Annotated in this window: 43 protein-coding genes, 3 tRNA genes and 1 pseudogene; 24 read left to right on the top strand and 23 right to left on the bottom strand. The window is 52.8% G+C overall.

Features of this window, described 5'->3' with window-relative positions; all coding sequences use genetic code 11:
* Nucleotides 1–233 precede the first annotated feature (233 nt).
* The gene (locus ACOTYN_RS21385; protein WP_332959041.1) at nucleotides 234–1,463 is read left to right on the top strand and encodes a site-specific integrase; all 1,230 of its coding nucleotides are present in this window, start codon (nucleotides 234–236) and stop codon (nucleotides 1,461–1,463) included.
* On the opposite strand, the gene xis is transcribed toward ACOTYN_RS21385, so the two are convergent.
* The 20 genes and pseudogenes from xis to ACOTYN_RS21285 all read right to left on the bottom strand — a co-directional run bounded on the left by xis (nucleotide 1,441) and on the right by ACOTYN_RS21285 (nucleotide 10,880).
* Complete coding sequence (gene xis, locus ACOTYN_RS21380; RefSeq protein WP_163313352.1) at nucleotides 1,441–1,725, bottom strand: excisionase Xis; 285 nt, start codon at nucleotides 1,723–1,725, stop codon at nucleotides 1,441–1,443. The two genes, ACOTYN_RS21385 and xis, sit on opposite strands and share 23 nt — an antisense overlap.
* 46 nt (nucleotides 1,726–1,771) lie before the next feature.
* Complete coding sequence (locus ACOTYN_RS21375) at nucleotides 1,772–2,011, bottom strand: DUF4060 family protein (RefSeq protein WP_332959038.1); 240 nt, start codon at nucleotides 2,009–2,011, stop codon at nucleotides 1,772–1,774.
* A complete protein-coding gene (locus tag ACOTYN_RS21370) occupies nucleotides 1,998–2,438 on the bottom strand; it encodes a hypothetical protein (RefSeq protein WP_332959036.1) in 441 nt (146 codons plus the stop codon). The genes ACOTYN_RS21375 and ACOTYN_RS21370 overlap by 14 nt, the downstream gene beginning before the upstream one ends.
* Nucleotides 2,435–3,082: a hypothetical protein gene (locus ACOTYN_RS21365; RefSeq protein WP_332959034.1), complete on the bottom strand. Its 648-nt coding sequence runs from the start codon at nucleotides 3,080–3,082 to the stop codon at nucleotides 2,435–2,437. Before ACOTYN_RS21365 ends, ACOTYN_RS21370 begins: the two co-directional genes overlap by 4 nt.
* Nucleotides 3,079–3,303: a hypothetical protein gene (locus ACOTYN_RS21360; protein ID WP_332959032.1), complete on the bottom strand. Its 225-nt coding sequence runs from the start codon at nucleotides 3,301–3,303 to the stop codon at nucleotides 3,079–3,081. Before ACOTYN_RS21360 ends, ACOTYN_RS21365 begins: the two co-directional genes overlap by 4 nt.
* A 91-nt stretch (nucleotides 3,304–3,394) precedes the next feature.
* The gene (locus tag ACOTYN_RS21355) at nucleotides 3,395–3,586 is read right to left on the bottom strand and encodes a DUF1382 family protein (RefSeq protein WP_332959030.1); all 192 of its coding nucleotides are present in this window, start codon (nucleotides 3,584–3,586) and stop codon (nucleotides 3,395–3,397) included.
* Entirely contained in the window at nucleotides 3,583–3,879 is a 297-nt protein-coding gene (locus tag ACOTYN_RS21350; RefSeq protein ID WP_332959028.1) for a DUF4406 domain-containing protein, read from the bottom strand. Before ACOTYN_RS21350 ends, ACOTYN_RS21355 begins: the two co-directional genes overlap by 4 nt.
* On the bottom strand, nucleotides 3,876–4,094 hold the full coding sequence (locus ACOTYN_RS21345) for a hypothetical protein (RefSeq protein ID WP_006176198.1): 219 nt from the start codon (nucleotides 4,092–4,094) through the stop codon (nucleotides 3,876–3,878). Before ACOTYN_RS21345 ends, ACOTYN_RS21350 begins: the two co-directional genes overlap by 4 nt.
* On the bottom strand, nucleotides 4,091–4,693 hold the full coding sequence (locus tag ACOTYN_RS21340; protein ID WP_332959055.1) for a phage N-6-adenine-methyltransferase: 603 nt from the start codon (nucleotides 4,691–4,693) through the stop codon (nucleotides 4,091–4,093). Before ACOTYN_RS21340 ends, ACOTYN_RS21345 begins: the two co-directional genes overlap by 4 nt.
* Nucleotides 4,682–6,097 (bottom strand): annotated as a pseudogene (dcm, locus tag ACOTYN_RS21335) (DNA (cytosine-5-)-methyltransferase); the annotation flags it as partial. The gene ACOTYN_RS21340 and the pseudogene dcm, both read right to left, overlap by 12 nt.
* The gene (locus ACOTYN_RS21330) at nucleotides 6,094–6,555 is read right to left on the bottom strand and encodes a hypothetical protein (RefSeq protein ID WP_052687530.1); all 462 of its coding nucleotides are present in this window, start codon (nucleotides 6,553–6,555) and stop codon (nucleotides 6,094–6,096) included. The gene ACOTYN_RS21330 and the pseudogene dcm, both read right to left, overlap by 4 nt.
* A gap of 2 nt (nucleotides 6,556–6,557) precedes the next feature.
* A complete protein-coding gene (locus tag ACOTYN_RS21325) occupies nucleotides 6,558–7,238 on the bottom strand; it encodes a lambda exonuclease family protein (protein WP_252076652.1) in 681 nt (226 codons plus the stop codon).
* A complete protein-coding gene (gene bet / locus ACOTYN_RS21320; protein ID WP_332959025.1) occupies nucleotides 7,235–8,080 on the bottom strand; it encodes a phage recombination protein Bet in 846 nt (281 codons plus the stop codon). The genes ACOTYN_RS21325 and bet overlap by 4 nt, the downstream gene beginning before the upstream one ends.
* Nucleotides 8,081–8,098: 18 nt before the next feature.
* Entirely contained in the window at nucleotides 8,099–8,383 is a 285-nt protein-coding gene (gamL, locus tag ACOTYN_RS21315) for a host nuclease inhibitor GamL (protein WP_265193225.1), read from the bottom strand.
* A gap of 7 nt (nucleotides 8,384–8,390) precedes the next feature.
* Nucleotides 8,391–9,362 (bottom strand): hypothetical protein, encoded by a 972-nt coding sequence (locus ACOTYN_RS21310; RefSeq protein WP_332959021.1) that lies wholly within the window; start codon nucleotides 9,360–9,362, stop codon nucleotides 8,391–8,393.
* 70 nt (nucleotides 9,363–9,432) lie between these two features.
* Nucleotides 9,433–9,573, bottom strand: a complete 141-nt coding sequence (locus ACOTYN_RS21305; RefSeq protein WP_023327239.1) for a host cell division inhibitory peptide Kil — start codon at nucleotides 9,571–9,573, stop codon at nucleotides 9,433–9,435.
* Nucleotides 9,570–9,728: a hypothetical protein gene (locus tag ACOTYN_RS21300; protein ID WP_332959019.1), complete on the bottom strand. Its 159-nt coding sequence runs from the start codon at nucleotides 9,726–9,728 to the stop codon at nucleotides 9,570–9,572. Before ACOTYN_RS21300 ends, ACOTYN_RS21305 begins: the two co-directional genes overlap by 4 nt.
* Nucleotides 9,725–10,234 carry a hypothetical protein gene (locus ACOTYN_RS21295; protein ID WP_332959017.1) on the bottom strand — a complete coding sequence of 170 codons (510 nt, stop codon included), beginning with the start codon at nucleotides 10,232–10,234 and terminating at the stop codon, nucleotides 9,725–9,727. Before ACOTYN_RS21295 ends, ACOTYN_RS21300 begins: the two co-directional genes overlap by 4 nt.
* 145 nt (nucleotides 10,235–10,379) lie before the next feature.
* On the bottom strand, nucleotides 10,380–10,610 hold the full coding sequence (locus tag ACOTYN_RS21290; RefSeq protein ID WP_045899640.1) for a hypothetical protein: 231 nt from the start codon (nucleotides 10,608–10,610) through the stop codon (nucleotides 10,380–10,382).
* Nucleotides 10,611–10,667: 57 nt separating this feature from the next.
* Nucleotides 10,668–10,880 (bottom strand): hypothetical protein, encoded by a 213-nt coding sequence (locus ACOTYN_RS21285; protein ID WP_001514161.1) that lies wholly within the window; start codon nucleotides 10,878–10,880, stop codon nucleotides 10,668–10,670.
* A gap of 346 nt (nucleotides 10,881–11,226) precedes the next feature.
* Here ACOTYN_RS21285 and ACOTYN_RS21280 point away from each other — a divergent pair, with 346 nt between their 5' ends.
* Nucleotides 11,227–11,424, top strand: a complete 198-nt coding sequence (locus tag ACOTYN_RS21280) for a hypothetical protein (protein ID WP_280021463.1) — start codon at nucleotides 11,227–11,229, stop codon at nucleotides 11,422–11,424.
* Nucleotides 11,425–11,559: 135 nt separating this feature from the next.
* Here ACOTYN_RS21280 and ACOTYN_RS21275 read toward each other — a convergent pair whose 3' ends face one another.
* The 3 genes from ACOTYN_RS21275 to ACOTYN_RS21265 all read right to left on the bottom strand — a co-directional run bounded on the left by ACOTYN_RS21275 (nucleotide 11,560) and on the right by ACOTYN_RS21265 (nucleotide 13,818).
* Nucleotides 11,560–12,492, bottom strand: coding sequence for a hypothetical protein (locus tag ACOTYN_RS21275; RefSeq protein WP_047720571.1), 933 nt, complete (start codon nucleotides 12,490–12,492; stop codon nucleotides 11,560–11,562).
* Complete coding sequence (locus tag ACOTYN_RS21270; RefSeq protein ID WP_047720573.1) at nucleotides 12,489–12,968, bottom strand: DUF6932 family protein; 480 nt, start codon at nucleotides 12,966–12,968, stop codon at nucleotides 12,489–12,491. Before ACOTYN_RS21270 ends, ACOTYN_RS21275 begins: the two co-directional genes overlap by 4 nt.
* A gap of 160 nt (nucleotides 12,969–13,128) precedes the next feature.
* Nucleotides 13,129–13,818, bottom strand: a complete 690-nt coding sequence (locus ACOTYN_RS21265; protein ID WP_016042178.1) for an XRE family transcriptional regulator — start codon at nucleotides 13,816–13,818, stop codon at nucleotides 13,129–13,131.
* Nucleotides 13,819–13,928: 110 nt separating this feature from the next.
* Here ACOTYN_RS21265 and ACOTYN_RS21260 point away from each other — a divergent pair, with 110 nt between their 5' ends.
* From ACOTYN_RS21260 to ACOTYN_RS21155, 22 genes are all read left to right on the top strand, one after another.
* On the top strand, nucleotides 13,929–14,156 hold the full coding sequence (locus ACOTYN_RS21260) for a transcriptional regulator (protein ID WP_016042179.1): 228 nt from the start codon (nucleotides 13,929–13,931) through the stop codon (nucleotides 14,154–14,156).
* A 29-nt stretch (nucleotides 14,157–14,185) separates the two neighbouring features.
* A complete protein-coding gene (locus tag ACOTYN_RS21255; protein ID WP_071283599.1) occupies nucleotides 14,186–14,752 on the top strand; it encodes a toxin YdaT family protein in 567 nt (188 codons plus the stop codon).
* Between the two features lie 89 nt (nucleotides 14,753–14,841).
* Nucleotides 14,842–14,988 (top strand): hypothetical protein, encoded by a 147-nt coding sequence (locus ACOTYN_RS21250; protein WP_015571544.1) that lies wholly within the window; start codon nucleotides 14,842–14,844, stop codon nucleotides 14,986–14,988.
* On the top strand, nucleotides 14,981–15,877 hold the full coding sequence (locus tag ACOTYN_RS21245) for a DNA replication protein (protein ID WP_332959005.1): 897 nt from the start codon (nucleotides 14,981–14,983) through the stop codon (nucleotides 15,875–15,877). The genes ACOTYN_RS21250 and ACOTYN_RS21245 overlap by 8 nt, the downstream gene beginning before the upstream one ends.
* A complete protein-coding gene (locus ACOTYN_RS21240) occupies nucleotides 15,867–17,300 on the top strand; it encodes a DnaB-like helicase C-terminal domain-containing protein (RefSeq protein ID WP_332959003.1) in 1,434 nt (477 codons plus the stop codon). Before ACOTYN_RS21245 ends, ACOTYN_RS21240 begins: the two co-directional genes overlap by 11 nt.
* Nucleotides 17,300–17,644, top strand: a complete 345-nt coding sequence (locus tag ACOTYN_RS21235; RefSeq protein WP_045355016.1) for a winged helix-turn-helix transcriptional regulator — start codon at nucleotides 17,300–17,302, stop codon at nucleotides 17,642–17,644. Before ACOTYN_RS21240 ends, ACOTYN_RS21235 begins: the two co-directional genes overlap by 1 nt.
* The gene (locus ACOTYN_RS21230; protein WP_166479206.1) at nucleotides 17,641–17,838 is read left to right on the top strand and encodes a hypothetical protein; all 198 of its coding nucleotides are present in this window, start codon (nucleotides 17,641–17,643) and stop codon (nucleotides 17,836–17,838) included. Before ACOTYN_RS21235 ends, ACOTYN_RS21230 begins: the two co-directional genes overlap by 4 nt.
* Entirely contained in the window at nucleotides 17,835–18,044 is a 210-nt protein-coding gene (locus tag ACOTYN_RS21225) for a hypothetical protein (protein WP_332958997.1), read from the top strand. Before ACOTYN_RS21230 ends, ACOTYN_RS21225 begins: the two co-directional genes overlap by 4 nt.
* A 1-nt stretch (nucleotide 18,045) precedes the next feature.
* Nucleotides 18,046–18,321, top strand: a complete 276-nt coding sequence (locus ACOTYN_RS21220; protein WP_045356266.1) for a hypothetical protein — start codon at nucleotides 18,046–18,048, stop codon at nucleotides 18,319–18,321.
* A 3-nt stretch (nucleotides 18,322–18,324) separates the two neighbouring features.
* Complete coding sequence (locus tag ACOTYN_RS21215; protein WP_332958994.1) at nucleotides 18,325–18,873, top strand: DUF551 domain-containing protein; 549 nt, start codon at nucleotides 18,325–18,327, stop codon at nucleotides 18,871–18,873.
* Nucleotides 18,873–19,127 (top strand): hypothetical protein, encoded by a 255-nt coding sequence (locus tag ACOTYN_RS21210; protein WP_310834696.1) that lies wholly within the window; start codon nucleotides 18,873–18,875, stop codon nucleotides 19,125–19,127. The genes ACOTYN_RS21215 and ACOTYN_RS21210 overlap by 1 nt, the downstream gene beginning before the upstream one ends.
* A gap of 228 nt (nucleotides 19,128–19,355) precedes the next feature.
* On the top strand, nucleotides 19,356–19,793 hold the full coding sequence (locus tag ACOTYN_RS21205; RefSeq protein WP_032180568.1) for a recombination protein NinB: 438 nt from the start codon (nucleotides 19,356–19,358) through the stop codon (nucleotides 19,791–19,793).
* Nucleotides 19,793–19,963 carry a NinE family protein gene (locus tag ACOTYN_RS21200; RefSeq protein WP_332958987.1) on the top strand — a complete coding sequence of 57 codons (171 nt, stop codon included), beginning with the start codon at nucleotides 19,793–19,795 and terminating at the stop codon, nucleotides 19,961–19,963. Before ACOTYN_RS21205 ends, ACOTYN_RS21200 begins: the two co-directional genes overlap by 1 nt.
* Nucleotides 19,956–20,600, top strand: a complete 645-nt coding sequence (locus tag ACOTYN_RS21195) for a recombination protein NinG (RefSeq protein ID WP_332958985.1) — start codon at nucleotides 19,956–19,958, stop codon at nucleotides 20,598–20,600. The genes ACOTYN_RS21200 and ACOTYN_RS21195 overlap by 8 nt, the downstream gene beginning before the upstream one ends.
* Nucleotides 20,597–20,713 (top strand): hypothetical protein, encoded by a 117-nt coding sequence (locus ACOTYN_RS21190; protein WP_015705894.1) that lies wholly within the window; start codon nucleotides 20,597–20,599, stop codon nucleotides 20,711–20,713. Before ACOTYN_RS21195 ends, ACOTYN_RS21190 begins: the two co-directional genes overlap by 4 nt.
* Nucleotides 20,710–21,399 (top strand): bacteriophage antitermination protein Q, encoded by a 690-nt coding sequence (locus tag ACOTYN_RS21185; RefSeq protein WP_332958982.1) that lies wholly within the window; start codon nucleotides 20,710–20,712, stop codon nucleotides 21,397–21,399. Before ACOTYN_RS21190 ends, ACOTYN_RS21185 begins: the two co-directional genes overlap by 4 nt.
* A gap of 98 nt (nucleotides 21,400–21,497) precedes the next feature.
* Nucleotides 21,498–21,572, top strand: a tRNA-Asn gene (locus tag ACOTYN_RS21180).
* Nucleotides 21,573–21,577: 5 nt separating this feature from the next.
* A tRNA-Gly gene (locus ACOTYN_RS21175) sits at nucleotides 21,578–21,652 on the top strand.
* A gap of 5 nt (nucleotides 21,653–21,657) precedes the next feature.
* Nucleotides 21,658–21,732, top strand: a tRNA-Thr gene (locus ACOTYN_RS21170).
* A 192-nt stretch (nucleotides 21,733–21,924) separates the two neighbouring features.
* The gene (locus ACOTYN_RS21165) at nucleotides 21,925–22,230 is read left to right on the top strand and encodes a phage holin family protein (protein ID WP_131798034.1); all 306 of its coding nucleotides are present in this window, start codon (nucleotides 21,925–21,927) and stop codon (nucleotides 22,228–22,230) included.
* Nucleotides 22,217–22,657, top strand: a complete 441-nt coding sequence (locus ACOTYN_RS21160) for a lysozyme (protein WP_047359544.1) — start codon at nucleotides 22,217–22,219, stop codon at nucleotides 22,655–22,657. The genes ACOTYN_RS21165 and ACOTYN_RS21160 overlap by 14 nt, the downstream gene beginning before the upstream one ends.
* Nucleotides 22,654–23,124, top strand: a complete 471-nt coding sequence (locus ACOTYN_RS21155) for a lysis protein (RefSeq protein WP_251854196.1) — start codon at nucleotides 22,654–22,656, stop codon at nucleotides 23,122–23,124. The genes ACOTYN_RS21160 and ACOTYN_RS21155 overlap by 4 nt, the downstream gene beginning before the upstream one ends.
* Nucleotides 23,125–23,382 lie beyond the last annotated feature (258 nt).

Genomic DNA, 23,382 nt, shown 5'->3' with positions numbered 1-23,382 from the left:
GTAACTTTTCGATCATTGCTCACATCGATAATTGATACCCCGCCAGCCTCCGCAAACCTCCGACACAAACGCCTCAAGATCCCCATAAAATAAGCCTTTCCAAAAATTATACTGTTTGCATGTACAGTCAACCTACGACATCATAAGTCATGGTTTTTGTGTCCACCAGCGCGTCCATATCCTATGATGGACACATAACCTCCCGTTCTGATGGACACACGCAGGGACAAATCATGGCTATTTCAGATAGTTATCTAAAGTCGTGCCTTGGGCGCGAACGAGACAAAGTTGAAGAAAAGGCAGACCGGGATGGTCTGTGGGTACGCATCTCCAAAAAGGGGGCCGTTACTTTTTTCTACCGATTCCGCTTCCTGGGCAAACAGGACAAGATGACGATCGGCAGCTATCCGGAGTTCGGATTAAAAGCCGCGCGCGATGAAGTCGCTAAGTGGGCGGCTATTCTTGCCCGTGGCGAAAACCCACGGATCAGGCAAAGCCTCGATAAAGCCAAGATTAATAGCCAGTACACCTTCGAAGAGCTGTTTCGAGAATGGCACTCTATGGTGTGCGTTCAGAAAGAAACGGCAGGGCAGATCTTACGTACGTTCGAACTGCACGTTTTCCCCAAACTCGGAAAATATCCTGCACATCAGCTCACGCTGCACAACTGGCTCACTGTCCTCGACCGATTGGCTCAGGGTTACAGCGAGATCACCAGGCGCGTAATCAGCAACGGCCGACAGTGTTATTCCTGGGCGGTAAAACGGCAGCTGCTGGAAGTTAACCCGCTGTCAGAAATGTCTGGGCGTGATTTCGGCATCCAGAAACAAATGGGCGAGCGAACACTGGACCGCAAAGAGCTGACGATTGTCTGGCGTGCGATTGAGGATTCCCGCCTTATTGAGCGAAACAAGATCCTTTATAAATTGTCACTTCTGTGGGCGTGCAGGGTCGGCGAACTCCGGCAGGCTGAAGTCGCACACTTTGATTTTGAAGAAGGGATCTGGACTGTTCCATGGGAAAACCACAAGACAGGGCGGAAGACAAAGAAACCGATAATTCGACCTATTATCCCGGAAATGCTCCCGCTGATAAAACGGGCCATTGAGCTGGCGCCTGGACGCTTTGTTTTTTCAAAATATGAAGAAAAGCCGATGAGTGAAGGCTTTCATATGAGCATCAGCAGCAACCTGGTTAAGTTCATGCTCAAGGCTTATAACGAGCAGGTCCCACACTTTACTATTCATGACCTACGCCGAACTGCGCGCACGAATTTCTCAGAGCTAACCGAGCCGCATATCGCCGAGATAATGCTCGGGCACAAACTGCCTGGTGTGTGGTCGGTGTACGACAAGCACACCTATGTTGAGGAAATGAGAGTGGCATATGGTAAGTGGTGGGCCCGACTTATGAGCATCGTCGAGCCCGACATTCTGGAGTTCACGCAGCGTCAGGTCGGGTGAGACGGCCTTTATCATCACGGGTTAGGTTCAGGTGAGACATCGGCTTGCGGGTAGCCCTGGACATCTCTTTTATCTGCCAGGCGGTGACTTTGGTTTTTAACCATTTGTTGGGGCCGCCCATATAGGCGCAATCCGGCTCAGGGAAAGGGTTCTCGTTTGGGGCTCTTTTCCTGTAGCGTTCGAGCGTACGCGGGGAAATACACAACTGGCCGCAGATATCTTTGGTGCTCATCAGCTCAAATTTATTCGTTGCTTTGCTCATCTTCGTTCTCCAAGGGCCCCATTTGGGGCCGTTTGATAATGCTTTATCAGGACACTTGACCGGGAAGATTGCGCAGCCTGCGCGCACCGTTCATGGCTGTCGCAACGTAGCTGGCCCGGAGGTTAACAACTTCCACGGTGACCTTAATTCCATCCACCACCACGGTGTAGGTGGTCTTGGTCTTCTGCTTTCCGAATTCACCGTAAATTTCCACATGCTTCGCCAGTGCTGCCTCACATGCCCGGCGTGCCAGTGGCGATTGTTTGCTCCGGTTAATCAGTTGCATGATCCCCCCACTCAATAACAGGTATTGCCAGGTCTATTGACCATGAGATGAGCTCACGTTCTTCGGGATTTTTGCATTCCCCGTAGACGTAATATCTGGCACCAGCACGACCTTTTGCCGGGTCGAGAATTTCAACCATGGGTCCTTCTTTTACCGCGGCCAGAATCTGATGCTGTCCGCCGACGATATTCAGGGACGGAACTGTGAGGAAATAAATAAAACCGGGTAGCAATTCGGCCTTCTTTGGATGCCCATAAAAGTAGGGTATGCGGTAATGGTCCATCGCATCATCGAGCCACGCTTCTCTGCTGTGAAATTTCTCATGCCATAGCGTGACGACATCAGTTACTGGTTGGCTTGATATCATTGCTACGCAAGCAGACATGCAGCTATTGTGGGTTGGCTGTTGCTGGTGCTGAAGGCTCATGCTGCGCGCTCCTCAATCCGTTTAAACTCGATCACCCAGACCCATGGGTTAGCGCGCCAGCTGTCAGAGCCGTAGATAGACCGCCATAACGCTGCGTAAGCCTCTTTAACGTCACGGGCCGAGGAGCCAGAAATTCCCTCCGAACGTGCGTCTTCCTCACTGATATCGTTCAGCTGCTCGACCCGTACATCGGTGATCTCCAGCAGAATACGGCTGGCCCAGCGCGGCATGTGGATGCTGGGTGTCCAGCGGACATCCTCAGCCGGCGGCACGTTCTCGTAATGAGTTGGAACATGCGCAGGGTAATTCGCGCGATAAAGTTTCAGATCCGGCGCGCTGGCTCCAGCCTCTGCCCACGTCTCCCGCACCAAGATGCGGTCGCCGACGTCACCGAACGGGCAGGTATAACCTTCATTCTCATCAGCAACGCCAAATACATCTTTCTTAGCAGGCTGCAGGTATCCGTTTTTATCGACCACGCCAGGCGTGTACCAGTGTGCGTTTAAATCCAGATCGTAACCGTTATGCGTTGGGTGGAAGCCATCAGACGGCTGAACTTTCATGACCCGCCGCGTCTGCGTCTTCCGCCCGTCGAGGATGGCGCGCACCATCTCGCAGTTGAATATCATTCCGCGCTCTTTCATGACCTCACCCAGCCTTTACCTTTCACGTTACGTATAGCCCCGATTTTACGTAATGCCTGTAAGCGATTATCGACGAAGCGGAATGGATATGATTTCCCTTCTGCAGCCGCAAGACGCTCTGATTCAGTAGCCACATCTCGGACGTAAATCTTATGGAAAGGCGTGGGATGCCCTCCGATTTTGTTCATGATGAGCCTGTCTAGTTCGTCGTATTTGCTCATAATCAGTGCTCCCGGAACTGTCGGTTAATACGGTTGAAGGTGAACGACAGCAATAAAAAAGGCCGCTTTAGCGACCTGGTGAATTTGGCTTTCATGCTGCACCGCATTCATTCTTCTCGGCTTCGACCGCCATATTTTCAAGCCGTCGCGATAACTCGGCGGCCAGCGTCTGGAACTCTTCCTCGGTAGCCACCGGGATCGGCACAAAGCGAATCCCGATGTGTGCGAGGTTGTTGGCGATTTCGAGGCTCTTCCTCAAATCAACGGGTGAGGCTCTGTTCATGCGGCGCGCTCCTCTTCCTGGAAGATAATTTCCATTTCCAGCTTCTCGGCCAGGGCATTCTCCGCTCGGGCACCAGCGGAGTGCTCCCAGCCTTCAAGCATGTAGATAGCATCAGCACAGCGAAGCATTGCCAGGCAGATGTCCATGTACTCGGCCTGGGTTAATCCATCTGGTAGACGGGCGGGATTCAGAACAATATGGCCTCTCGACCAGAGATGAAAATGCGCATGGTTAAAAGCGGCACGGTTAAAATTAGGTAGGCCGCTCATCGGTCCGGCAATATAAACTTTCACGATTCCACTCCGAAGCGGCGATTAAGCCGCCCTGTGTATACGACGAACTCCAGGAGGCTAACTCCCAGAGCTTCTATTTTCTTGTGATGCTTGTTGATGATGGGAGGAACCGTTTCGTTCCAGTTTGGCTTAGGCTTCTTGCGCATGGCCTGCTGGATTTCCTCGGTGCATCGGCGGCAGGCTGCGCGAATGGCGTTGTCTGTTTCTGGCGTCATGCGGCCTCCCGGCGGGCGAGAAGTTTCGCCCCGAAAGCCATCAGCTCGTCCCGGTCCACAGTTGCGAAGTGGCAGTGTGTGCGCGGGTACGGTCGCCAGATGATGAGCATACTGCCTTTATTATTTCCGCTGACTGGCTTACCGGTGACTGGGTTTATAAATGCCAGCCGCCCGGCGGTGATGAAGCGCACCTCGCTGGCGGTCTGGATAGCCTCTTTGAACCAGCCAACTGAAGTGTCTGCCGGTACCAGCATGACCGTCCCGATCTGATTGGCGCTCTCGGCAGCGGCCTTCTTAACGAACGGCGTGATGTCGCTGTATGGCGGATTCAGCCAGACGTAGCCGGGTACGTTCAGGTAATCAGTCCAGGGCGTTTCCAGCGTGTTCTGCTCGGCGGTGATGAACTTCCGGCACAGTGCGTTATGCGGCGCTGCGGCGGCATCCAGTTGGAAGCAAAACTCAGCATCAAGGGAAGCGAAAAGGGCTGGCGGAGTGCGCCATAGGTCGCGCTGGTCGAGCGGTGTTTTACTTCCGCCGTAATCACCGTTCAGCTTCTCGGCTGGCAGCGCTGCGGCGATGCGCTCTCCGATCCAGCGCATAACCGGTACTGCCATGCTATTGCCGATAGCTTTGTAGCGCGGCCCGTCCGGGCATTCAGCGGCATCCTTTCCGCGCCATCCGATCAGTGTGTGATTGTCCGTAAAACCCTGAAGGCGCTCGCACTCAATCGGAGTAAGGCGTCTAACCTGAGGTCCAAACACAACGTGCGGATCCTGGTCGCTTCTTCCTCGACCATGATCAGCTTTAAGTGTTGGAAATATTTGATCGCTTGGCGCTGGTCCTGCTCCTCGTGAAAGGTTTCCTGGCTGGAAAGCTATCGCTGGAGGTTGCCCGCTATTTGCATGGCTGGTGTTGTGGTTCCCGGCCCGTAATGTTGGCGCCATATCAACAGTGGCATCCGCGCCGTTGTCTTTGTAGCTGAAAGCAATGCAGGCATTTTCTTGACCATTGTTGCGTCCGAGTGTGTGTGCCAGTTCGCAATTGGTATCTGGATCCTGCGTGCCGTGCACTGCGAAGGTTTCCACTTCAAAGTCTATTCTCTGTCCTTTCGCAGTCAGGCAGGCGGCAACATCGATGTTTCCACTGGTATTTCCACCGCCGAAAGCCACAACTGGAACACCTCTCCCGGTTCCGTCCTCACTACCATCAAATCCTTCGCCCTTTAATGTGTGGCTAACGTCACCATTAGCGCACTGAGCTATCAGGTGTCCTGCTTGAGCCTGATTGTCGTCAGCGCCACACGTTCCAACACCTCTTGCAGTAAGTGCGGCAACTTCCTTTTGCATTTCTCGGCGCGGCGCAGAATCCCGGCGCACGCTGTCGAGCTCAAAAAGTACCGCTGCGGGATCGAATCCTTTTCGAGCACTTGCCACAACGAACACACGGCGGCGTCGTTGGGCCACTCCGAAAAATTGAGCATCAAGGACGCGCCAGGCGATAACCCTTTCTGGTCCAGACACACAACCTGCGTGCGTCCATTTTCCCCCTGCTGGCTGCAACTCACTGCTTTCTCCGGCAAGTCCTGCCAGAAAGCACCCGAAGGCATTGTCTTTGCTGCTGAGCACGCCGGGGACGTTTTCCCAGACGATGATTGCTTCTGGCTCACCGCGTTCGCGGCGCTTTGCGTCGATTGCATTGGCTAATTCCACGTAAGAGAGGGTTAACTGGCCTCGGTCGTCAGACAGGCCTTCACGTAAGCCGGCGATGCTGAATGCCTGACAAGGCGTGCCGCCGACCAGAACATCAGGAGCTTCAACTTCACCAGCGCGCACCCCGTCCGCGATTTTGGTCATGTCGCCGAGATTGGTTACTTCCGGCCAGTGATGGGCGAGGACTGCAGAGGGGAAGGGTTCGATTTCAGAGAACCAGGCAGGTTCCCAGCCGAGAGGCTCCCACGCTTTACTGGCAGCTTCGATGCCGCTGCACACGCTTCCGTATTTCATGATGTACGCTCCGGATCGTTAACATCCCAGCCATTACGCTCAATATTGGTTTGCAGCCGCTTATCTCCTACCTCTTCAATGCTGCGACCGGTAATCTCCGAGACTTCGGCGTTTGAGTGTCGCCACAGCAGCGCCAGCTCTTCGGTAGCCCATTCAGGCATGACTTTTCCTCCTGACGATCGGGCAAGTGAGTTGCGCTTGCTGCGCACGGAGTGGATAGAGCGGCCGGTTGCCGTGGCGATTTCCTCGGGAGTGAACCGGCCAAACAGAAACAACTCTGCTTTGGTCCACTTCCTGAGGTTGGGGTTGGCTGGGAATTTCACATCGAGGCGCGCGGCCTGGGTGTAAACGGCGCGCTCTGTTCTTTCCAGTTTTTCGGCAATCAATGAGAGTGGCATCTGTCCTGCAACTTCATGCAGGAACAGGTTTTCCCACGGTTGCCAGTGATTTGCTCCCATGGTTACCTCCATTGCTCGCCAAACGTGAAGCCGATCTCTGCCAGCGCCTCGTCCATCTTCTCGATGAACTCCGGCACCATTTCGTTGAAATCGGACATGTACTGAGGATCCCGCTCAACGACGACATGATGAATGCCTTCGCGTTTCATGCGCGGGTCGTAGTTGGCAAAGAACCAGGCGTCTTTTCCGGTAACCCACATGCTGTACTGCACTTGGGCCATGTAGGCGGACTTGATGGCTTCGAAACCGCCAAGACGGAATTTCATAAAGTCGCGGGAGGTGAACGGGCATTTCAATTCGAGGCCGAAATCGTTACTGCAAAGGCCGTCAGGGGAGCACGCAGTGCGCATGCTCTCGTCACGGAACAGGATCGGAGACTCCGTGACTTTCACGTCGGTGGTGAACTCGAAGAGGGTGCGGGCGTCTTCCTCGTACTGCTTTCCCCAGGCCAGCGCCTTCGCGTTAACCTCTGGTGCGACGCCAGTACATACCTCAGCGAGCAGCGTGTGGAAGTAGGACATTTTCATGTCTGTCCACTTCTTCCCTGATCTTGGCTTGGCGATGACGTTGTGCACTTCAGAGGCGGTGATAACGCCGAGGCGCAGCCGGTGCCACGCCTCATCGCCCTGTTGGATAGTGGTTACGTCAATGCCGGTCCGAGCCAGGATAATTTCGGGTGTCATGCTGCCGCCTTAGCTTTTTTCTGAAGGAAGTTGAACCCTTTCTGTGCCTCTTCTTCAGTGAGGTCGGACGCCTCAAGAATTGGCCGTTTGAAGATGTCGCTGCACACTGGGAGGAAGTCTTTCTCCCAGTCTTTATCCAGGGTCGTTAAGAGATCGGTGATAGCCTGAAGTGTTTCTTCACTTGCAGCTGGTGGAAGCGCTTCTGTGATGCTGCGCGGCGTGACGTCACGGATATCAACGTCCAGTGATTTGCCTTCCATTTCTTCGGCGGTAGGCTGCTGTCCGATCTCGGGCCAGGCCTTACGCAACGCCTGGGCTTCTGCGCATTTCGCCAGCTGTCCGTATGGGCGCTTTTTCCACATCGCGTTCGGCGCCGTGGTGTCGCGGCCACCGGTTGCGTAGTTTTCAATCCAGTATTCTTTGGCGCTGAACTCGACGATTTCGCCGCTGGGCATGCGCTTGTAGACGGTGTATTTGCACCACTGAGGGAAAGTTACTTCGACACCAGAGAGCGTCTGAGTCGTGTCTGGCCCGAACTCTGGTTCGCGGGCACCGGCATAATCGCCGGAGCGGTCCGCCTGAATTCGGTAAAGCCCAATGCCCGGCATGACCACGTCGCGCCATTCGCTTTTGCCCGTTCTTGAGTCTTTGACGCTCATCGGCACGAGGTGAACAGGCTTCAACAACGGATCCAGCTGGCGGGCACGGCAGTAATCGAGCGCCATCATTACCGATTCGTCTTTGGCGCCTGGATAGATGCTGTTCTTCAGCGCGCTCCAGGTAGCGACGTCGATACCTTTTTCCGCCAGCGCGCTCGCTGTGATTGTTAATTCGTTTGCCATCGTTAATCCCCTCAAAAATTAAAACGGGCAGCCGGTACGGTGTTCCCAGTCGTATTCCGCCTGGGCGTAAGCAACTGCCGAAATGAAATCGTTGTAGGCCTCGCCAGCTTTATCGCTGCGAAGTCCTTCGTATGGGCTGGAGTCAATCGGGATCGTGAAGTGGAAGAGGCCGGACGGCTCATTTGGCATCATGTCGATGATTTGCTGTGCCCTGTCGTCGATCCATTTCTCTTTCTCGTCGGTGAGCTGCTGCTCAACCCAACGCCGATCTTCGATGCGGTCGTAAGTGAGGTATGCGTTCATGGTTGCCTCAGTAATGAATTTTCGCGCAGGGGATCAGGTCATCTTTTAGAGCGGTAAGAACTTCGATAGCCTGTTCGCGGGTTAAGCTGGTGTTGCTGGTGAGCGCGTTAACGATGTTGGTGCCGACCGTTTTGCGGTGCTTCACGTCGGCTTCACGTTTTGCCTGCTCATCGGCAATCCTCTTCTCTTCGGCCAGACGCTTCTCTTCTGCCTGCCTTGCCTTAAGGCGCTCAGCTTCCACTGCCGCGGCTTTTTCGCGCTCCGCCCGGGCTTCTGCTTCCTGCTTCTCGCGTGCCGCACGCTGTTCAGCCTCGATGCGCTGGCGTTCAGCCAGCTCTGCACGTGCTTTCTCTTCAGCTTCACGGCGCGCTGCGGCTTCAATCTCCGCTTTGTGCTTCGCTTCGGCATCTCGGAGGGCTTGTTCTGCCGCTTCCTGCTTCAGTCGTTCGTCACGTTCACGCTGAGCCTGTTCCGCCTGGCGGCGCTGCTCTTCGCGGTCACGGTCGAAATCCTTGTTCATAAGTAGAGCCATTTCGTGGTCCGCTTCGAACTTGGCAGCCAGCTCCTGATCGAACCTGATGTTCATCTCCAGCGCTTCGGCGTGCATCGCGTTCATGGCTTCTTCAGCCTTAATGCGTTCCTGCTCGGCTTCCCATTCGGTGAGTGGACGGCGGGTCGCATCGCGCAGCTCGTCGCAGGCATCAACGAATCGCTTAATTTCGGCCTCAGCCGGACGCACAGCCTCTTTAAGGCGCCTCAGGTACTCTCTGCCCGGCTTTTCAATTGCCGTCTTACTGCGTGATACCTGCGCCGCCAGAGAGGCGACACGGTCACGGCCTTTCTTCGTGGACAGGTCCGGTACTTCGTTTACAGCCTGGCGGATTTGCTCGAGATAAGCGTCAAGGCCGCCGGCTACGTAAAGCACTGGCGCCTGCTCAGGCTTGATTTCGATGACTGTTAAGTCCGTTACTTCGCTCATGGTTTCTCCTGAAATTTGGATGTGCAGATCCCGCCCGCGTAATGCCAGGCCGATCGGTTGAATAGGGGGGTTAGGCTGTTTTTCTATGCCACGGATAACCGATGGCAACCTTCATTTCGTCGTAGGCTGCCATCCACATGGCGCCATCACCGATAAACAGGGCAATGGCTGCTTTACTCTGCGCGGCGCGCAGAAGGTGATGATTGATCATGCCTTCACCTCAACCTGTTTCAGGAGGCCAGCGAAATGCATTTGCCAGCGGTTCATCGTCAGCTTTTCGCGAGGGTTCGATACCGAAGTCAGTTGCCACTCGTTATCGTTGAGCTTTTTGGCGGTGTACTGCTTGCCGTTGTGGGTGACTGTCATGATTCCTCCCGGGCTTTGGAGTTTGCCGCGTTGATGGCGTCAATGTTCATCAGGCAGTAGATAGCGCACTCAGCGTCGTAATCACTCAACCCGCCGCTTGCCAGCTTATTAAGTGCGGTGCCAGTTAAGCCGATCTTGAAGCAGATAGAACCGTGTTTAGGTCCATATCCATAGCGATGGTCTTCACGCTGATCGCTCCATTGGGCGTAGTTTTTTGTGCCAAAATAACGCTCGCTCAGGCGAGTGAACCCCGACGCAATGTCGTTAATCGCGTCTTCAACACACCCGCGTCGCTCCGCGCTTTGTTTCGGGTCTCCGAAGTTAATGATCGTCATGCCATGCCGAACCATATCAACCGTTAGACCTTTATTGGCCAGGTTTATACCTTCAGACACGACAATCAACTCCTTGACGATGCGTGAGGTGTCATCAGCAAACTTCGCCTTCAACTGAGCCAGCTCAGCTTCAATTGCCATTTTCTGTTTGGTCAATTCGATAAGAGTCATAATCATCTCCGCGCTTAAGGCCGCGCCGCCGAACGTTAAACAAGACTTCTGCGCTAATGGGCGGTGGATGGCCGCCGGTTGTCATAACTAAGCAACCTCTGTGAAGTTGCTGAGGTATGCCCGATAAAAAACCCGCCGGAGCGGGTCAATCGTTTGTTACTGTGTAACCTTCGTTTTCAAGCCAGCGAACCACATCAGATTCATCCATTGCATCAAGAAGTGATTCCGCCGTGTACTCAGAAATAATTTCTTCAGGCTTAACACATTCAACTAACTCGATACTGTCGATATCGATTTCCATATGCCTATTCCATCCGTCGCCGTATGGGTTAATAGAGTTAATTTGCTTAACTTTTAACGTCGCATCTATTGCCATCGCCTTACCCTCTGTCGTTACCCGCTGATGCGGGAGAAATGCTTTATCTATCAGCTGCTACAACTCATCACGAATCTGTGAGAGTGTGCTGATCGCCTGGTAATGACCGCGACGCTGCTCTTCTGTTTTGAACGCACGCATATCGTCTTTTATCGATGCGATTGCCTTATTCAGGACTTCCACTTGCGCTTCTTTAATCGCCTGTTTGCGTGGCTTCTGACGCTTCTTAGGAAGGTCTCTTAAACACGCCGGAATGTATGTCTGAGTCATAAAAAATCCTCTTGTGATTCAGCACAGCCCACTCAGCTTCGAATGGACTGGAATAAATCTTTTTTCGCTTTGCCATAATTGCCGCTCTCCCTGAGCCCGCCTATGGTCCGACGCATGGTTTACTGTCGCGCCGTTCGACTGACCGAATCTCCACTTCGCCGCTGGCTAACTTCGCTCAGCTGTCGATGTTTCGTTTCGATGGATTAAAGATAACCTTAGTTATGAGTGATGGCAATAACCTAATTTATAATATCAATCACATAAGTTATAAATTAATGATAACTAAATGAATTTATTTTTGTAAATCATGAGTGCTATGCTTAAAAAAACAGCAGGAGGGATGTGCATGGTTCTGGATGAAGAGCGTATAAGCATGAAAATTCAGGCGATGGGGCGGGCGGTGATGGAATTGTCACTGGCTGAATTACCCATGACCCAGCAAAACATCATCGACAAGCTGAAGCAGTACCGGAAGGAAACAGGAAACGTGACAGGGAAGGAGGTGAACAGGGATGCTGCGGAGATAGTCAGGAAAGGGCAATAAAAAAGCCCGCACGGGCGGGCAGGTAGTGTTGCGATAGTTATTGTTATCAGCTTCAGGCTGAATAGTTATCGGCAGAATGGCGGATAGCTTTATGGGTGGGCAATAAAAAACCCGGCGCGGTGGCCGGGTGAGATATTAAAGAACCGATTTAACAAGATGGTTTTTACGGTACAGACCTATGCGATCATTGTGAATCTCAGTAGTCTCCACTAAAAGAGAAACAATCTGTCCGACTTTGTGTTTTTTTTGTATTAAATCTAGCATTTCAATCGGATAGGAAGCCTTTAAATGTTCACCACCAACATCAAGCTCCAGCTTCCCATATTTGGATAGAACGACCAGTTCGCCTGTAACCGTTTCAGTAATGGGAGGGGATGAAATGGTTGATGTAAGTCTACTCACCAAGTACTTAATTTTATTGGAGTCAATAGTTGCCACCTTGGTGCCATTACTAAATGGACCGGTCCAACTTGCATCAAATGTTAAGTTGTGTTTATCACATTCCTCTACGATTCTCTTAAGGCTTACAGTGGAATTGTATCCTATTTCAGCGACGTGATTCATGAAGTTGTTGTCGTCATCGCTTAACAACAAATCGAATATTCCTTTTACAGCCTTGCTGGGTACTGTTTCTACTAATTCTGCTATTCCTGTATAGAAGGTGACGCCCAATTTTGTAGACCCAGGGGATAAATCAGCCAGCCTGAGGTTTAAGGAGCTTTTCACGTCGTAGGGAACTTTTTTTGAGTCCTTGCCTGAGGCAATTTTGTGTGTTGCTCTTTGTATTAGCGCTGCAAGATTTGTTGAAATAGCCCCAAGCAGCTCTAAAGGAATAGAGCCAAAGTCAACCTCAGAGCCTTTCAGCCGCAGCTCAAAAAAATCGATAAGTGGGTGCCGACTATCTTGCTTTAATTTTTCGGCCTTCAAATCGCTCAGATGAGAATCCATGGAGCGATAAAGAAGCATGTCAGCAAAGGACCTGGTTTTGTTTTGCTTCATTGCATCGACTTCTTTTTGAATGAAATCAATGCGTTTATCGCAATTTTTAAACATTGATTTATCATTCATAAAAAAATCCTCACTAACCCTTTCGGGTTTTCACTGCGATCAAAACCAAACCAACCGCGCCAGTAGCTACGCCAGTACTCATAATCATAGTTAGGGTCATCTAAATTCTTCATGAGTAGTAGGACATCAATTTTGTAGTTTTGTTTGATGTAGTTTCGGTCAAGCAAATTATCGACGCGGCCCCGAAGCATGACAGGTATTGAGTTTATCTTGCTATAGTCACATACCAACAAAATATCAATATCATCAGGCTCTGGTTTAGACGTGGTGTATGAACCATCAACCCATATTTCTGTAAAACAGCCATATTGAGCAGAAAATTCTCGAATAGATTCGAGTATCTGTATAAAATTACAGTATAGCATGCCTCGCCTGGATGATGAAGGAAAGCAATCGACACAATACGATTTTAATCCAGCTTCATCCATGTCATGGAACCCTGGCTCAAACAGGGGTGGGTAATTAATTTTATCCATAAAAAACCTTGCTATACATTTGTTTTTTTTATTAAAAATCTAACCACCGAAATGGTGACGGCAAGATGTTACATGGGGTTACAATCAGCCAATACACCGCATTAAATAATTTTTTCACCAGCTATACGCCGACCAAAACACCTTGCCGAAGCCCAAGCTGTCAAAGCTTGTTGTAAGCTATCGACTCATGGATCAGCGCTTTTCCCATGATATAGAGCTGGTCCTGATTCTCTTCTGTTACATACCAGTCTTTGTAAGCCGGGTTGTCTGAAAGCACGGCTAATTGAAGACCCTGCATTTGCAGGCGCTTGACATGGAAGTGCTGCCCGAAGACAAATGCGTATACTCCGTCAACCTTGAAGTTCCTCACCGAAACGTCAAAGAACAGGCGATCTCCCGACTGAATTGTTGGGCACATGCTGTCACCGTCTACGGTCATCACCTTCACATCATTTTGAGTGCGGTTCCCGAAAAGAGATCTGGCATGCTCAGTTGTGAACTCAATAGCATGCAGGACCTCAACAAATTCAGAAATCATAAAAGACCCCGGACCAGCGCTTACTTTCAGGTCTAAAACATCAACCCGAAAGACATCAATTGTTTCCGAGACAGGTTGGGCCGCCGATGGCACATTACCATCAATCCGCATTTCCCCCACTCCAGAACTAAGCCATTCCGGCCTTACACCCAGAGCATGAGCTAGCTCGACCATCTTACGGCTGCCGCTCGTTTTACCTGACGTCATCTTTTGAATTGCAGGCTGGGATATACCGACTTTATCAGCCAACTGTCCTTGAGATATGTCAGCGGCCGACATAGCCGCGTTCAGTCGTTCTGCAAATGTTTTCATCTTATCAATATATAACCGAGGTTATGTAGAGTAAAATAACAAAGGTTATGGACAATACCCATAACTTGGGTTATCTTTTCATTAATCCAGTAATCGGATAGGTAAAATCCATGAACAAAGTTATTCAACGAGCTTTAGAAATCGTTGGCAGCCAGAAGCGACTCGCAGATATTTGCGGCGTTAGCCAGCCAGCGGTTCACAAGTGGCTTAACGGTGGTTCCGTATCTCCGGAAAAAGTAACAGCCATCGTAAACGCTACTGGTGGCGAGATTAAGGCACACGAAATTCGACCTGATCTTCCCGACCTGTTTCCACACCCAGAGAACCATGCCGCTTAACGGCGGCCCTAACCACGAAAGGGAAAGCAATGCATTCACTTACGTATCACGAGAATAACGGATTCACTGCGAATCCGATGATTTCGATAAATCAAAGCGTTCCGCGCAATAACAGTAAGCTGACCAGGATCCGCGAAGCTGTTCGCGCCTGGCAGAAGGCAACGCCCGGACAGGCTCAGGTTCACATTTCGCAACTGGTAGCAAAGGAGTGGCTGGCGCGCGGCGGTCGTGGATTGCTGCTGGCCGGTTCTGAGCACAACACCAAGCAGAACTTCTTCCGGATGATTAACGACCCGGGACCTAAGAACGATAAAGGCCTGGTGCTACTGATCCCCGTCATTGTTGATGTGATGGCTCGGGATAACGAGAAAGTGGCGAGAGAGTTCGGTCTTGTCGCAAAGACTGAGGCCGAACTGATAGCCGAGGCCATGAAAGAGTGCACTGAAGCGCATCAGGCGAAGTTACTTGGTCAGCCGATACAACGCCTTGAGAAAGAGGTGAGAGAAGCTGCTGAAGCACTGCTGCGCTTCCTGCCAACTGAATCAATCGCTGCGGTGGTGACAAGTCTGGCCGCTATGGCGCCGGGAGTTATGTGATGGGAAGTATCAAAAATGGCGAAAGCCAGTCTGCGTCAACAGAACTGGCCTTCAGATGCAAATCGTGTGCACTCATTGCAGGAGGAATAATGGCAAAAAATCCACGCTATTACCATACCGCTGTACATAAAAACATAACCCGCGACCGCTTCATCCGCTCGGTTAATCCGATTGTGGCAGAGAAGATGCGCGCCATCCTGGAAGAACTGAAACGTAAGGAGAGTGGCCGTGGGTAACGTATCCAATTTAGCCGAAGCCAGAGAGGCCAGAAGGCTCCAGAAACCGCGCACGAATGACGGTAAGGGGTTTGCCTTGCTGCACCGTAAAATTATGGATGTGCCGTTCTACAAGGACGCTGAGGCGGCTCATTTATGGGTTCACTTGCTCCCGCGCGCTAATCACGAACAGACACTGGTATCGACTGATGTTGGCGATGTGATCTGCGAGCGCGGCGAGTTCATCACCGGGCGTAACACGCTGGCAATGGAAACGGGTTTGACCGCTGATCGCGTTAAATCACTGCTCCGTAAATTCCAGAATCTGGGCATGATCACCACCAAATCGAACAACCGTTTTACTGTTCTAAAAGTGGTCAAATATGACGAATATCAGTCAAATTTTTGTCCAGCCGATGTCCAGCCAGTGTCCAGCGCAAACGCAGTAGTACCAATGCCTGTGGAGGATGTGTGTCCAGCCGATGTCCAGCCAGTGTCCACAGATAACAATATATTAAATAACTCTCTTACTAACGTAAGAGAGTGTGCATCAGCAGCAGAAAAACCAGAGCAGAAAAAACCTTCTCTCAGCTGTGAGCAGGTAGTCGAGGTTTACCATCGCGTACTGCCTGAAGCCCAGAGCATCAGGATACTGACTGACAAGCGGCGTGCTCTGATCCGCACCTTCTGGCAGAAGGCCGGGAAAGTAACTCAGCAGCTCGACGGCCATAAGTTCACCTTGAGCGACTGGGAATCGTATCTGAGCTACATCGCCACTAACTGCCGCTGGATGCTGGAGAACCGCCCAGACCAGCGCACGGGACGCACATGGCGCCGCAAGGCTCTCGAATACTTCCTGAACGTGGATGTGTATGCCAAGACGCGCGAGGGGGCCTGTGATGACCTCTGAAATCCTGACCGTACCCCACAACGTCGAAGCAGAGCAGAGCGTCATCGGCGGACTCCTGCTGGACGATGACAACAGCGAGCGTGTTCAAAAAGTGCTGGCAATGCTCAAGCCTGAGTCGTTTTACATCCGGGTTCATCAGATCGTCTTTGCTGAATTACGTGACATGTTCCGAGCTAACAAGCCAGTCGATGGGTTGACGCTTTTCGACTCTCTGGAAAGCAAAGGACTTACGGAGCAGATCGGCGGTTTCGCCTACATCGCGCAGATCGCAAAAAACACACCGAGCGCTGCAAACATCGTGGCATACGCTGCATCAGTCCGCGAAGCCGCAATGGAGCGCTATGGCATCAGCCGACTGACCGAAGCTACTGAGCTGCTGTATTCCCGCAACGGCATGAGCGCCACGCAGAAGTACGAGGCCATTCAGGGTATTTTCACCCAGCTCGCAGACCATTCAAAAACCGGTAGTCGCCGTGGGTTGCGGTCGTTCGGCGAGGTTATGGATGACTGGGTAGCAGATCTGGAGAAACGCTTTGACCCTTCAGGCGAACAGCGCGGCATGAGCACCGGTATCCCGTCACTCGACCGACTGCTGGCGCCGAAAGGTCTGGTTAAAGGCTCTCTGTTCGTGATTGGCGCAAGGCCAAAGATGGGCAAGACAACACTATACGGGCAGATGGCGATCAACTGCGCGATTCGTGAGAAAAAGCCAGCGCTGATGTTCAGCCTGGAAATGCCAGGCGACCAGATCCTCGAAAAACTGGTTGGTCAAAAGTCGGGCATTAACCCGAGCATTTTTTACATGCCCGCCACGGATGATGCCGATGACCAGTACCAGGGCGACTACGACGGCGACTTTAAGAAGGCGATCGCAACAGCCGGGCGGCTGAGTGAAATCGACATGCTGTACATCGACGACACTCCTGGCCTGTCACTGGCGCATATCGTTACCGAATGCCGTCGAATTAAGCGCGAGAAAGGCTGCGTAGGCATGATTCTGGTTGACTACCTGACGCTGATGACCGCCGAAAAAGCAGACCGTAATGACCTGGCCTACGGGATGATCACCAAAGGGTTGAAGAACCTCGCCAAAGAGCTTGGCTGCGTCGTCGTGCTGCTGACCCAGCTCAACCGCGAACTGGAGAAGCGAGTGAATAAACGCCCGTTGCCGAGCGATTCCCGCGACACAGGGCAGATTGAGCAGGACTGCGACTACTGGGTTGGTATCCACCGGGAAGGTGCTTTCGATGACAGCGTGCCGCCGGGAGAAACCGAGTTAATCCTGCGACTCAACCGCCACGGCAGTACCGGAACGGTTTATTGCAATCAGATCAACGGGGCAATTTACGACACAGACCAGCAGGCCGCCGCCGCAGAACGCCGCGGGCGTGAGCAGCAGCCGAAAAAGAAAGGGGGATTCTGATGACCATAACAATCCGTGAGCAGGTTCTGGCAGCCCTGCGCAACAACCCAGGGCTGAACAACGCCAAGCTGGCAGCGCTTATAGGCATGGATACCAAAAAGATATCCGGAACGGTGAGCACGCTGCTGGCCGACGGCCTGATCAGTTGCGAAGGCAAATACGGCCAGCGCCTTTACAGCCTGACCAGTTACGGCATGCGCTTCGCCCCTGACACGATACCGGGCATGAAGCAGGGCAAGTCGAAGTTAATTCAGCGGACGGACACAAACGTGATCTGCCAGGAGTGCCGCAACAGCGCGGCGATGAAGCGAGTATTGATGGTTTGGGGGAGGGTAGGGGTATGAAAATCGAAGATATCAAAAACGTTGCGGTGTTCTTCAATTTGAACGGCAAAACGGTGGCTTTGCGCATGGAGCCTGAGCAGAAAAGGATTATCGCATTAATGGCCTTGAATACTGCGGATGGTCGCGCAGAACTGATTGAAGTGCCGCACATGACTTTACCAGCAGATCCAGCCATGCAGGAGGCCGCCCAATGAGCAACATCGACAAACTGAAATCAGCCTCAGCGAAAGCGGTCGATAACTTCGACCCGAATATGTTCGTGGAAACTCGCGATGTTCTGGCGCTGCTGGATGAGCTGGAAGCCAAAGACAAGCAGATTGCAGATTTGAAAGAGGCGTTCAGCATTGCATTGTCTGCTGCTGGCATCGATGTCCCCACCGCAGCCGGTAAAGGGGAGTGAAATGGCTAAATTTACAGACGTACATGACCTGTTAACCGCTTATCAGAAACAGGCTCGGAAGATACCCCCTAAGGGTGTTTATGCCTCAAGGCATCGTCAGGTTGAAGTGCAGGCGGCACACGCACGCAAGTTAATGCGCAAGCGTCGGCGGTCTGTCGGCAAGTCAAATAAGCTTGGCTGTCGTTTTACGGCGGAAATGCGCGTAGCGCTGATTTGCGATATGAATTTCTGGGCGCTGGTTTGCCGCTCCAACCGTCAGAATGTGATTAAGGACTAACCCATGACATTCACCAAAGAACAATTACAGCACATCATTGAAACCGATCACGTCCAGTGTGGTGATGCATCTGCATTGGCACGCATGGCGCTTGCGGGGATGGAAGCGGAGCCTGTTGGTACGTTCAAGAAAGGTCCGTGTGGGTACCACCCATCTTTTCATGAAGATGCCGTACCGCTATACACCGCCCCGCCAGCGCCGGTATCTGTGCCTGATGCGATGGAAATGGATGATGACTTTGACAGCGCGTTTGAACACGGAAAAGCTGTCGGCTGGAACGCCTATCGCGCAGCCATGCTTCAGTCGTTCGGTAATTCCGAACAACTCAACTCTCCGGTGATTCAGGATGGTTGGGTGGCTTGCGTTGAGCGGATGCCTTCCGCAGGAGAAAAAGTGTTGGCGTACCGTCCAGACGCGCCGGAAAGTAATGATCCATTAATCAAGATGGCAACGTACGTTGGCGGGTCAGCACACGGACACGGCTTTGATTGCTACTGCAAGCCAACCCACTGGATGCCGCTGCCAGCAGCACCGCAGCAGGAGGTGAAGTGATGGGCAAGTTAACTTTCGTCATTGAGTTCGAAGACGGCAAGGAGCCGCCAGTACATGCCCATATGGAAGCTTTGGGCGGGAAGGTTGTAGCGGTCGCGTTCCGGGATGCATTGAGCGAGGGTAATCCTACGCAGACGCTCACTACCCATCCTCAGGTGCTTAGTGAGATGCGGTGCTTTATCTGCAATGGTAAGCATCCTATCGGTGTCGCCTGCCCACTCAGTTCGCCATCAGTGGTATCGCATAATGCCTGACCCATTCGACGCATAACAAACAGGCCTCTTCGGAGGCCTTTCTCTTGAGTTGATTTTGTTGAATCAACCGTCCATACTTTCTTTGCTGATGGACTGAACACCCATTGGTGACTTCTGCGCATTTAAGGGGACTTAAATGCGACCACAATCTGAACTCCTCACCTTGTCACAGATGCAGAAATGCACCTGCGATTTTCTTCATTCTGCGTTACCTCTCGGAGGTGGCGTATGAAACAGCCTGTTTTCTACCTCCGCGACGAACGCGTTCGCGATAACCTCATCGACTACATCAGGAAGCTGCCCGTTAACGACGCTCTGCCGCTCGTGGTGAAGTTTTCTGAGGCTGACCGCACTCTCGCCCAAAATGACCTCTTCCACGCTCTCTGTGGCGATACAGCGAAGCAATTGCAATGGGCTGGCAAGTCGCGCGACCTCGCTTCATGGAAAGTCCTGTATGTCTCAGGCCATGCCATTGCCACCGGTAAGCCTGGTGAAGTGGTGCCGGGTCTGGAAGGTGAGTTCTGCGCCATCCGGGAAAGCACTGCGAAGATGGGCATCCGTCGCATGACCAGTCTCATCGAATACAGCCAGGCATTTGCTGTGCAAAACGGCGTGCAACTCCGTGAAGTTCGCTACTCAGGTGATTACTTCGGGAGGGTTGCGTAATGGCTAGCCCTCTCGCACGCGTCATCACAAACGAAATCTTCCGCGTTCCGGCGCGCCGCCAGCGCAAGCCCGCGGTTAAGCCGTCCGACATCCCGACGCTGAAGGACTACACCGCCCGCCTGGTGGATCAGAAATGGCTGCGTCTCGCAGCGAGGAGGAAACGTGCGTAAGCCATCCCGCCGTAAGTGCAAAGTATGCGGTGAATACTTCGTGCCGAAATTCCACGACATCCGGATCCGCTGGTGCAGCCCGGAGCACGGCGCAATCCTCGCGATGGAAGAGCGCGAAAAGGAGAAGGTGAAAGCTGCGGCTAAGCGCATCAAGGAGCAGAAAGAGGCAGAGAAGGCCGGGCGCAAACGCCGCAAGGCCAAGCGCGAGTCACTCAAATCTAAATCTCAGTGGGATAAAGAGGCTCAATCAGCTTTCAATCGCTACATCAGGATCCGCGATGAAGGTAAGCCATGTGTCAGCTGCGGCAATCCACTTATTGGCAAAAGCAATTACCTAACTGGAAGCGCCATTGACGCCAGCCATTACCGTTCGCGTGGTGCGGCCTCACATCTGAAATTCAACACATTCAACGTACATAGTGCCTGCACACGCTGTAATCGCCAGTTGAGCGGCAATGCTGTCGAGTATCGCATCCGTCTTATCGACCGCATTGGCCTGGAACGAGTTGAGCGTCTTGAGTCTAACAACGAGCCGCGCCGGTTCGATATCCCATACCTTCAGCGCATCAAATCCATTTTCACACGCAAAGCCCGCGCGCTGGAAAAACGCCGGTCCCGCCGACAGGAGGCAGCATGAATCATGCCGACTTCCTGAGGTACCAGGCCGAAAGCGTTAAGCGTGCCAACCTGCCGCCAGTAGCAAAGCACAGCCAGACCAAAACCAACCAGCCACAGAAGGAAGCCGCATGAACAGTCAGCAACTGGAATACGTACGTCAGCAGCTCATTGTGGCGACCGCAGATCTGAGCGGGGCGACGAAAGGGCAGTTGGTAGCTTTCGCCGAGAACGCGCAGTTCACCGCGACGGCGCGCAGCCGGGGCCGGAAAAAGGTGTACGACAAGGATAAGCAGCGCATGGTCAACCCGGACGGCCCGCCGATGAGCGGCAGCCAATCCCGCGCCAAAGGTTCATCCATCTCGCTGGTCGGGCCGATTGAGTTCGTGACCGCATCCTGGCGCCGCGCAGTACTGTCTCTGGAAGACCATCAAAAAGCATGGTTGCTCTGGAACTACAGCGAGAACATCCTCTTCGAGTACCAGGTGGCGATCACTCAGTGGGCATGGGCTGAGTTCCGGGAGCACCTCGGCGCGAAGAAGGTGGCCGGCAAGACGATGGAGCGCCTGAAGAAGCTTATCTGGCTGGCGGCGCAGGACGTTAAAGCAGAGCTGGCGGGCAAGGACGTGTATCAGCATCAGGAACTGGCGGCTCTGTGCGGCGTTAAACCTGATAACTGGTGCCATAACTACGCCGACTACTGGCGGGCCATGTGCACCATCTTTAAGCGTCTTGATGGCGATTCTCTTCTATGCACTGTGAGAACACGATCACAACAAAAGTCGACTTTTTCGCAGCAGGGTATTGCAAAAGTCAATTAAATAGCATACATTTCATGTAAATCTGATATCGTCGCCATAGCTTCGTAGGTCGACAAAGAATTAAGAGCCTCGCCATCGTGCGGGGCTTTTTCGTTTCAGGGTCAGAAGCACAGCGGTTGTGCGTTCGGCTGTTAACCGAATGGTCGAAGGTTCGAATCCTTCCTGTCCCGCCAATTCTGCATCTGTCGTAGTTTGGGAATTACGTCTGGCTTCCAACCAGAAGATGCGGGTTCGATCCCCGCCAGATGCTCCAAATTCGCCGGTCTAGTTCAGTGGCAGAACGGCAGCCTTGTAAGCTGCGCGTCAGAGGTTCGATTCCTTTGCCCGGCACCAGAACCCACTACCTGGGACCCTTCGGCCAGAGAGCCGACATTGCCTTACCCTCACATTGCCAGCCTGTCGCTGGCTTTTTTATTCCAGGCCCCGGGAACCATCATCGACACGCCTACTTGTTAAATCGTCCCGAGGGCCTGATCCCTTACTACAAACAGCACCCCGTTTTTCGGAGGTGATATGGCTAAACGTATGCAAGATAAAGAAAGCATTGCCGGAGTGTCATGGCTGATTGTCCTTGCTCTGTCATGCTGGGGCGGCCTGGTCCGATACCTTATTGACGTGAAGCAGAGCAAAGCAACCTGGAGCTGGATCAACGCGCTGGCGCAAATTGCAGTGTCCGGCTTTACCGGTCTCATTGGCGGCCTGATCAGCGTTGAAAGCGGGCTGAGCCTTTACATGATCCTGGTTACGTCTGGCATTAGCGGGGCGATGGGCTCCGTGGCACTGACGTACTTCTGGGAACGCCTGACGGGGATGAAGAATGCAAACCAGTGATAAAGGCATTGCCCTGATCAAGCAGTTCGAAGGCTGCAAGCTCACCGCGTACCAGGACAGCGTCGGAGTGTGGACGATCGGATACGGATGGACTCAGCCTGTCGACGGAAAACCAATCCGCGCCGGGATGACGATTAAGCAGGAAACAGCAGAACGTCTGCTGAAGACCGGGCTGGTCAGCTATGAAAACGATGTGTCCCGCCTGGTTAAAGTCGGCTTGACTCAGGGGCAATTCGACGCCCTGGTGTCGTTCACGTATAACCTCGGATCCAGGTCATTGTCGACATCGACTCTTCTGCGAAAACTCAACGCCGGAGATTACGCTGGCGCTGCCGATGAGTTCCTGCGCTGGAATAAAGCTGGTGGCAAAGTCCTGAACGGGCTGACCCGTCGCCGGGAGGCAGAGCGGGCTCTGTTCCTGTCATGATTGGCGCGCTGGTTAAGCGTTACTGGTTACAGCTGCTGGTGCTGGTGTTAATCGGCGTGCTGGCGCTCCTCGTGAACCACTACCGCGACAACGCCATCACCTACAAAGACCAGCGCGATAAGGCCACCAAGAATCTCAACCTGGCTAACGCCACCATAAAAGACATGCAGACCCGCCAGCGTGATGTCGCTGCGCTGGATGCCAAATACACGAAGGATTTAGCTGATGCGAAAAAGCAGCTTGATGATCTGCAGCGTTGTGTTCGCGATGGCAAGTGTGGGCTGCACGTCAACGCCAGATGTCCCGCGAACGGAGCGACCAGCACCGGCGGCGTGGGCGATGCTTCCGGCCCCCGACTTACTGACTCCGCTGAACGGGATTATTTCACCCTCAGAGAGCGAATCGTCACAGTGACGAAGCAGGTCGGTTATCTGCAGGACTACATCAAAGAGCAGTGTCTTAAGTGATTCGTCACCCAAATAACAGAGCCTGACTTCGGTCGGGCTTTTTTATGCCCGAATTTCACCGCGCACCGCAGCGCATTCAACCCACGTCGAACCATACCCTTTGAAATGAGCCTTTGAGGAAGTCAGTTAGTGCTGGCGAGCCTCGACGGGCTGATTTCCTATGCGGCAAAGGTTCATCTCAAAGAAAGGTACACGCCATGCTGACCTGCCCCCACGATTAGATACAACACTCAGTTAGTAACGTCGGAATCTTCATTC

It is taken from the genome of Enterobacter cloacae complex sp. IR5458 (assembly GCF_049238025.1).
Lineage (GTDB): Bacteria > Pseudomonadota > Gammaproteobacteria > Enterobacterales > Enterobacteriaceae > Enterobacter > Enterobacter kobei.
The sequence above is the reverse complement of the archived record's forward strand: the minus strand, read 5'-3'. Positions and strand labels throughout refer to the sequence as shown.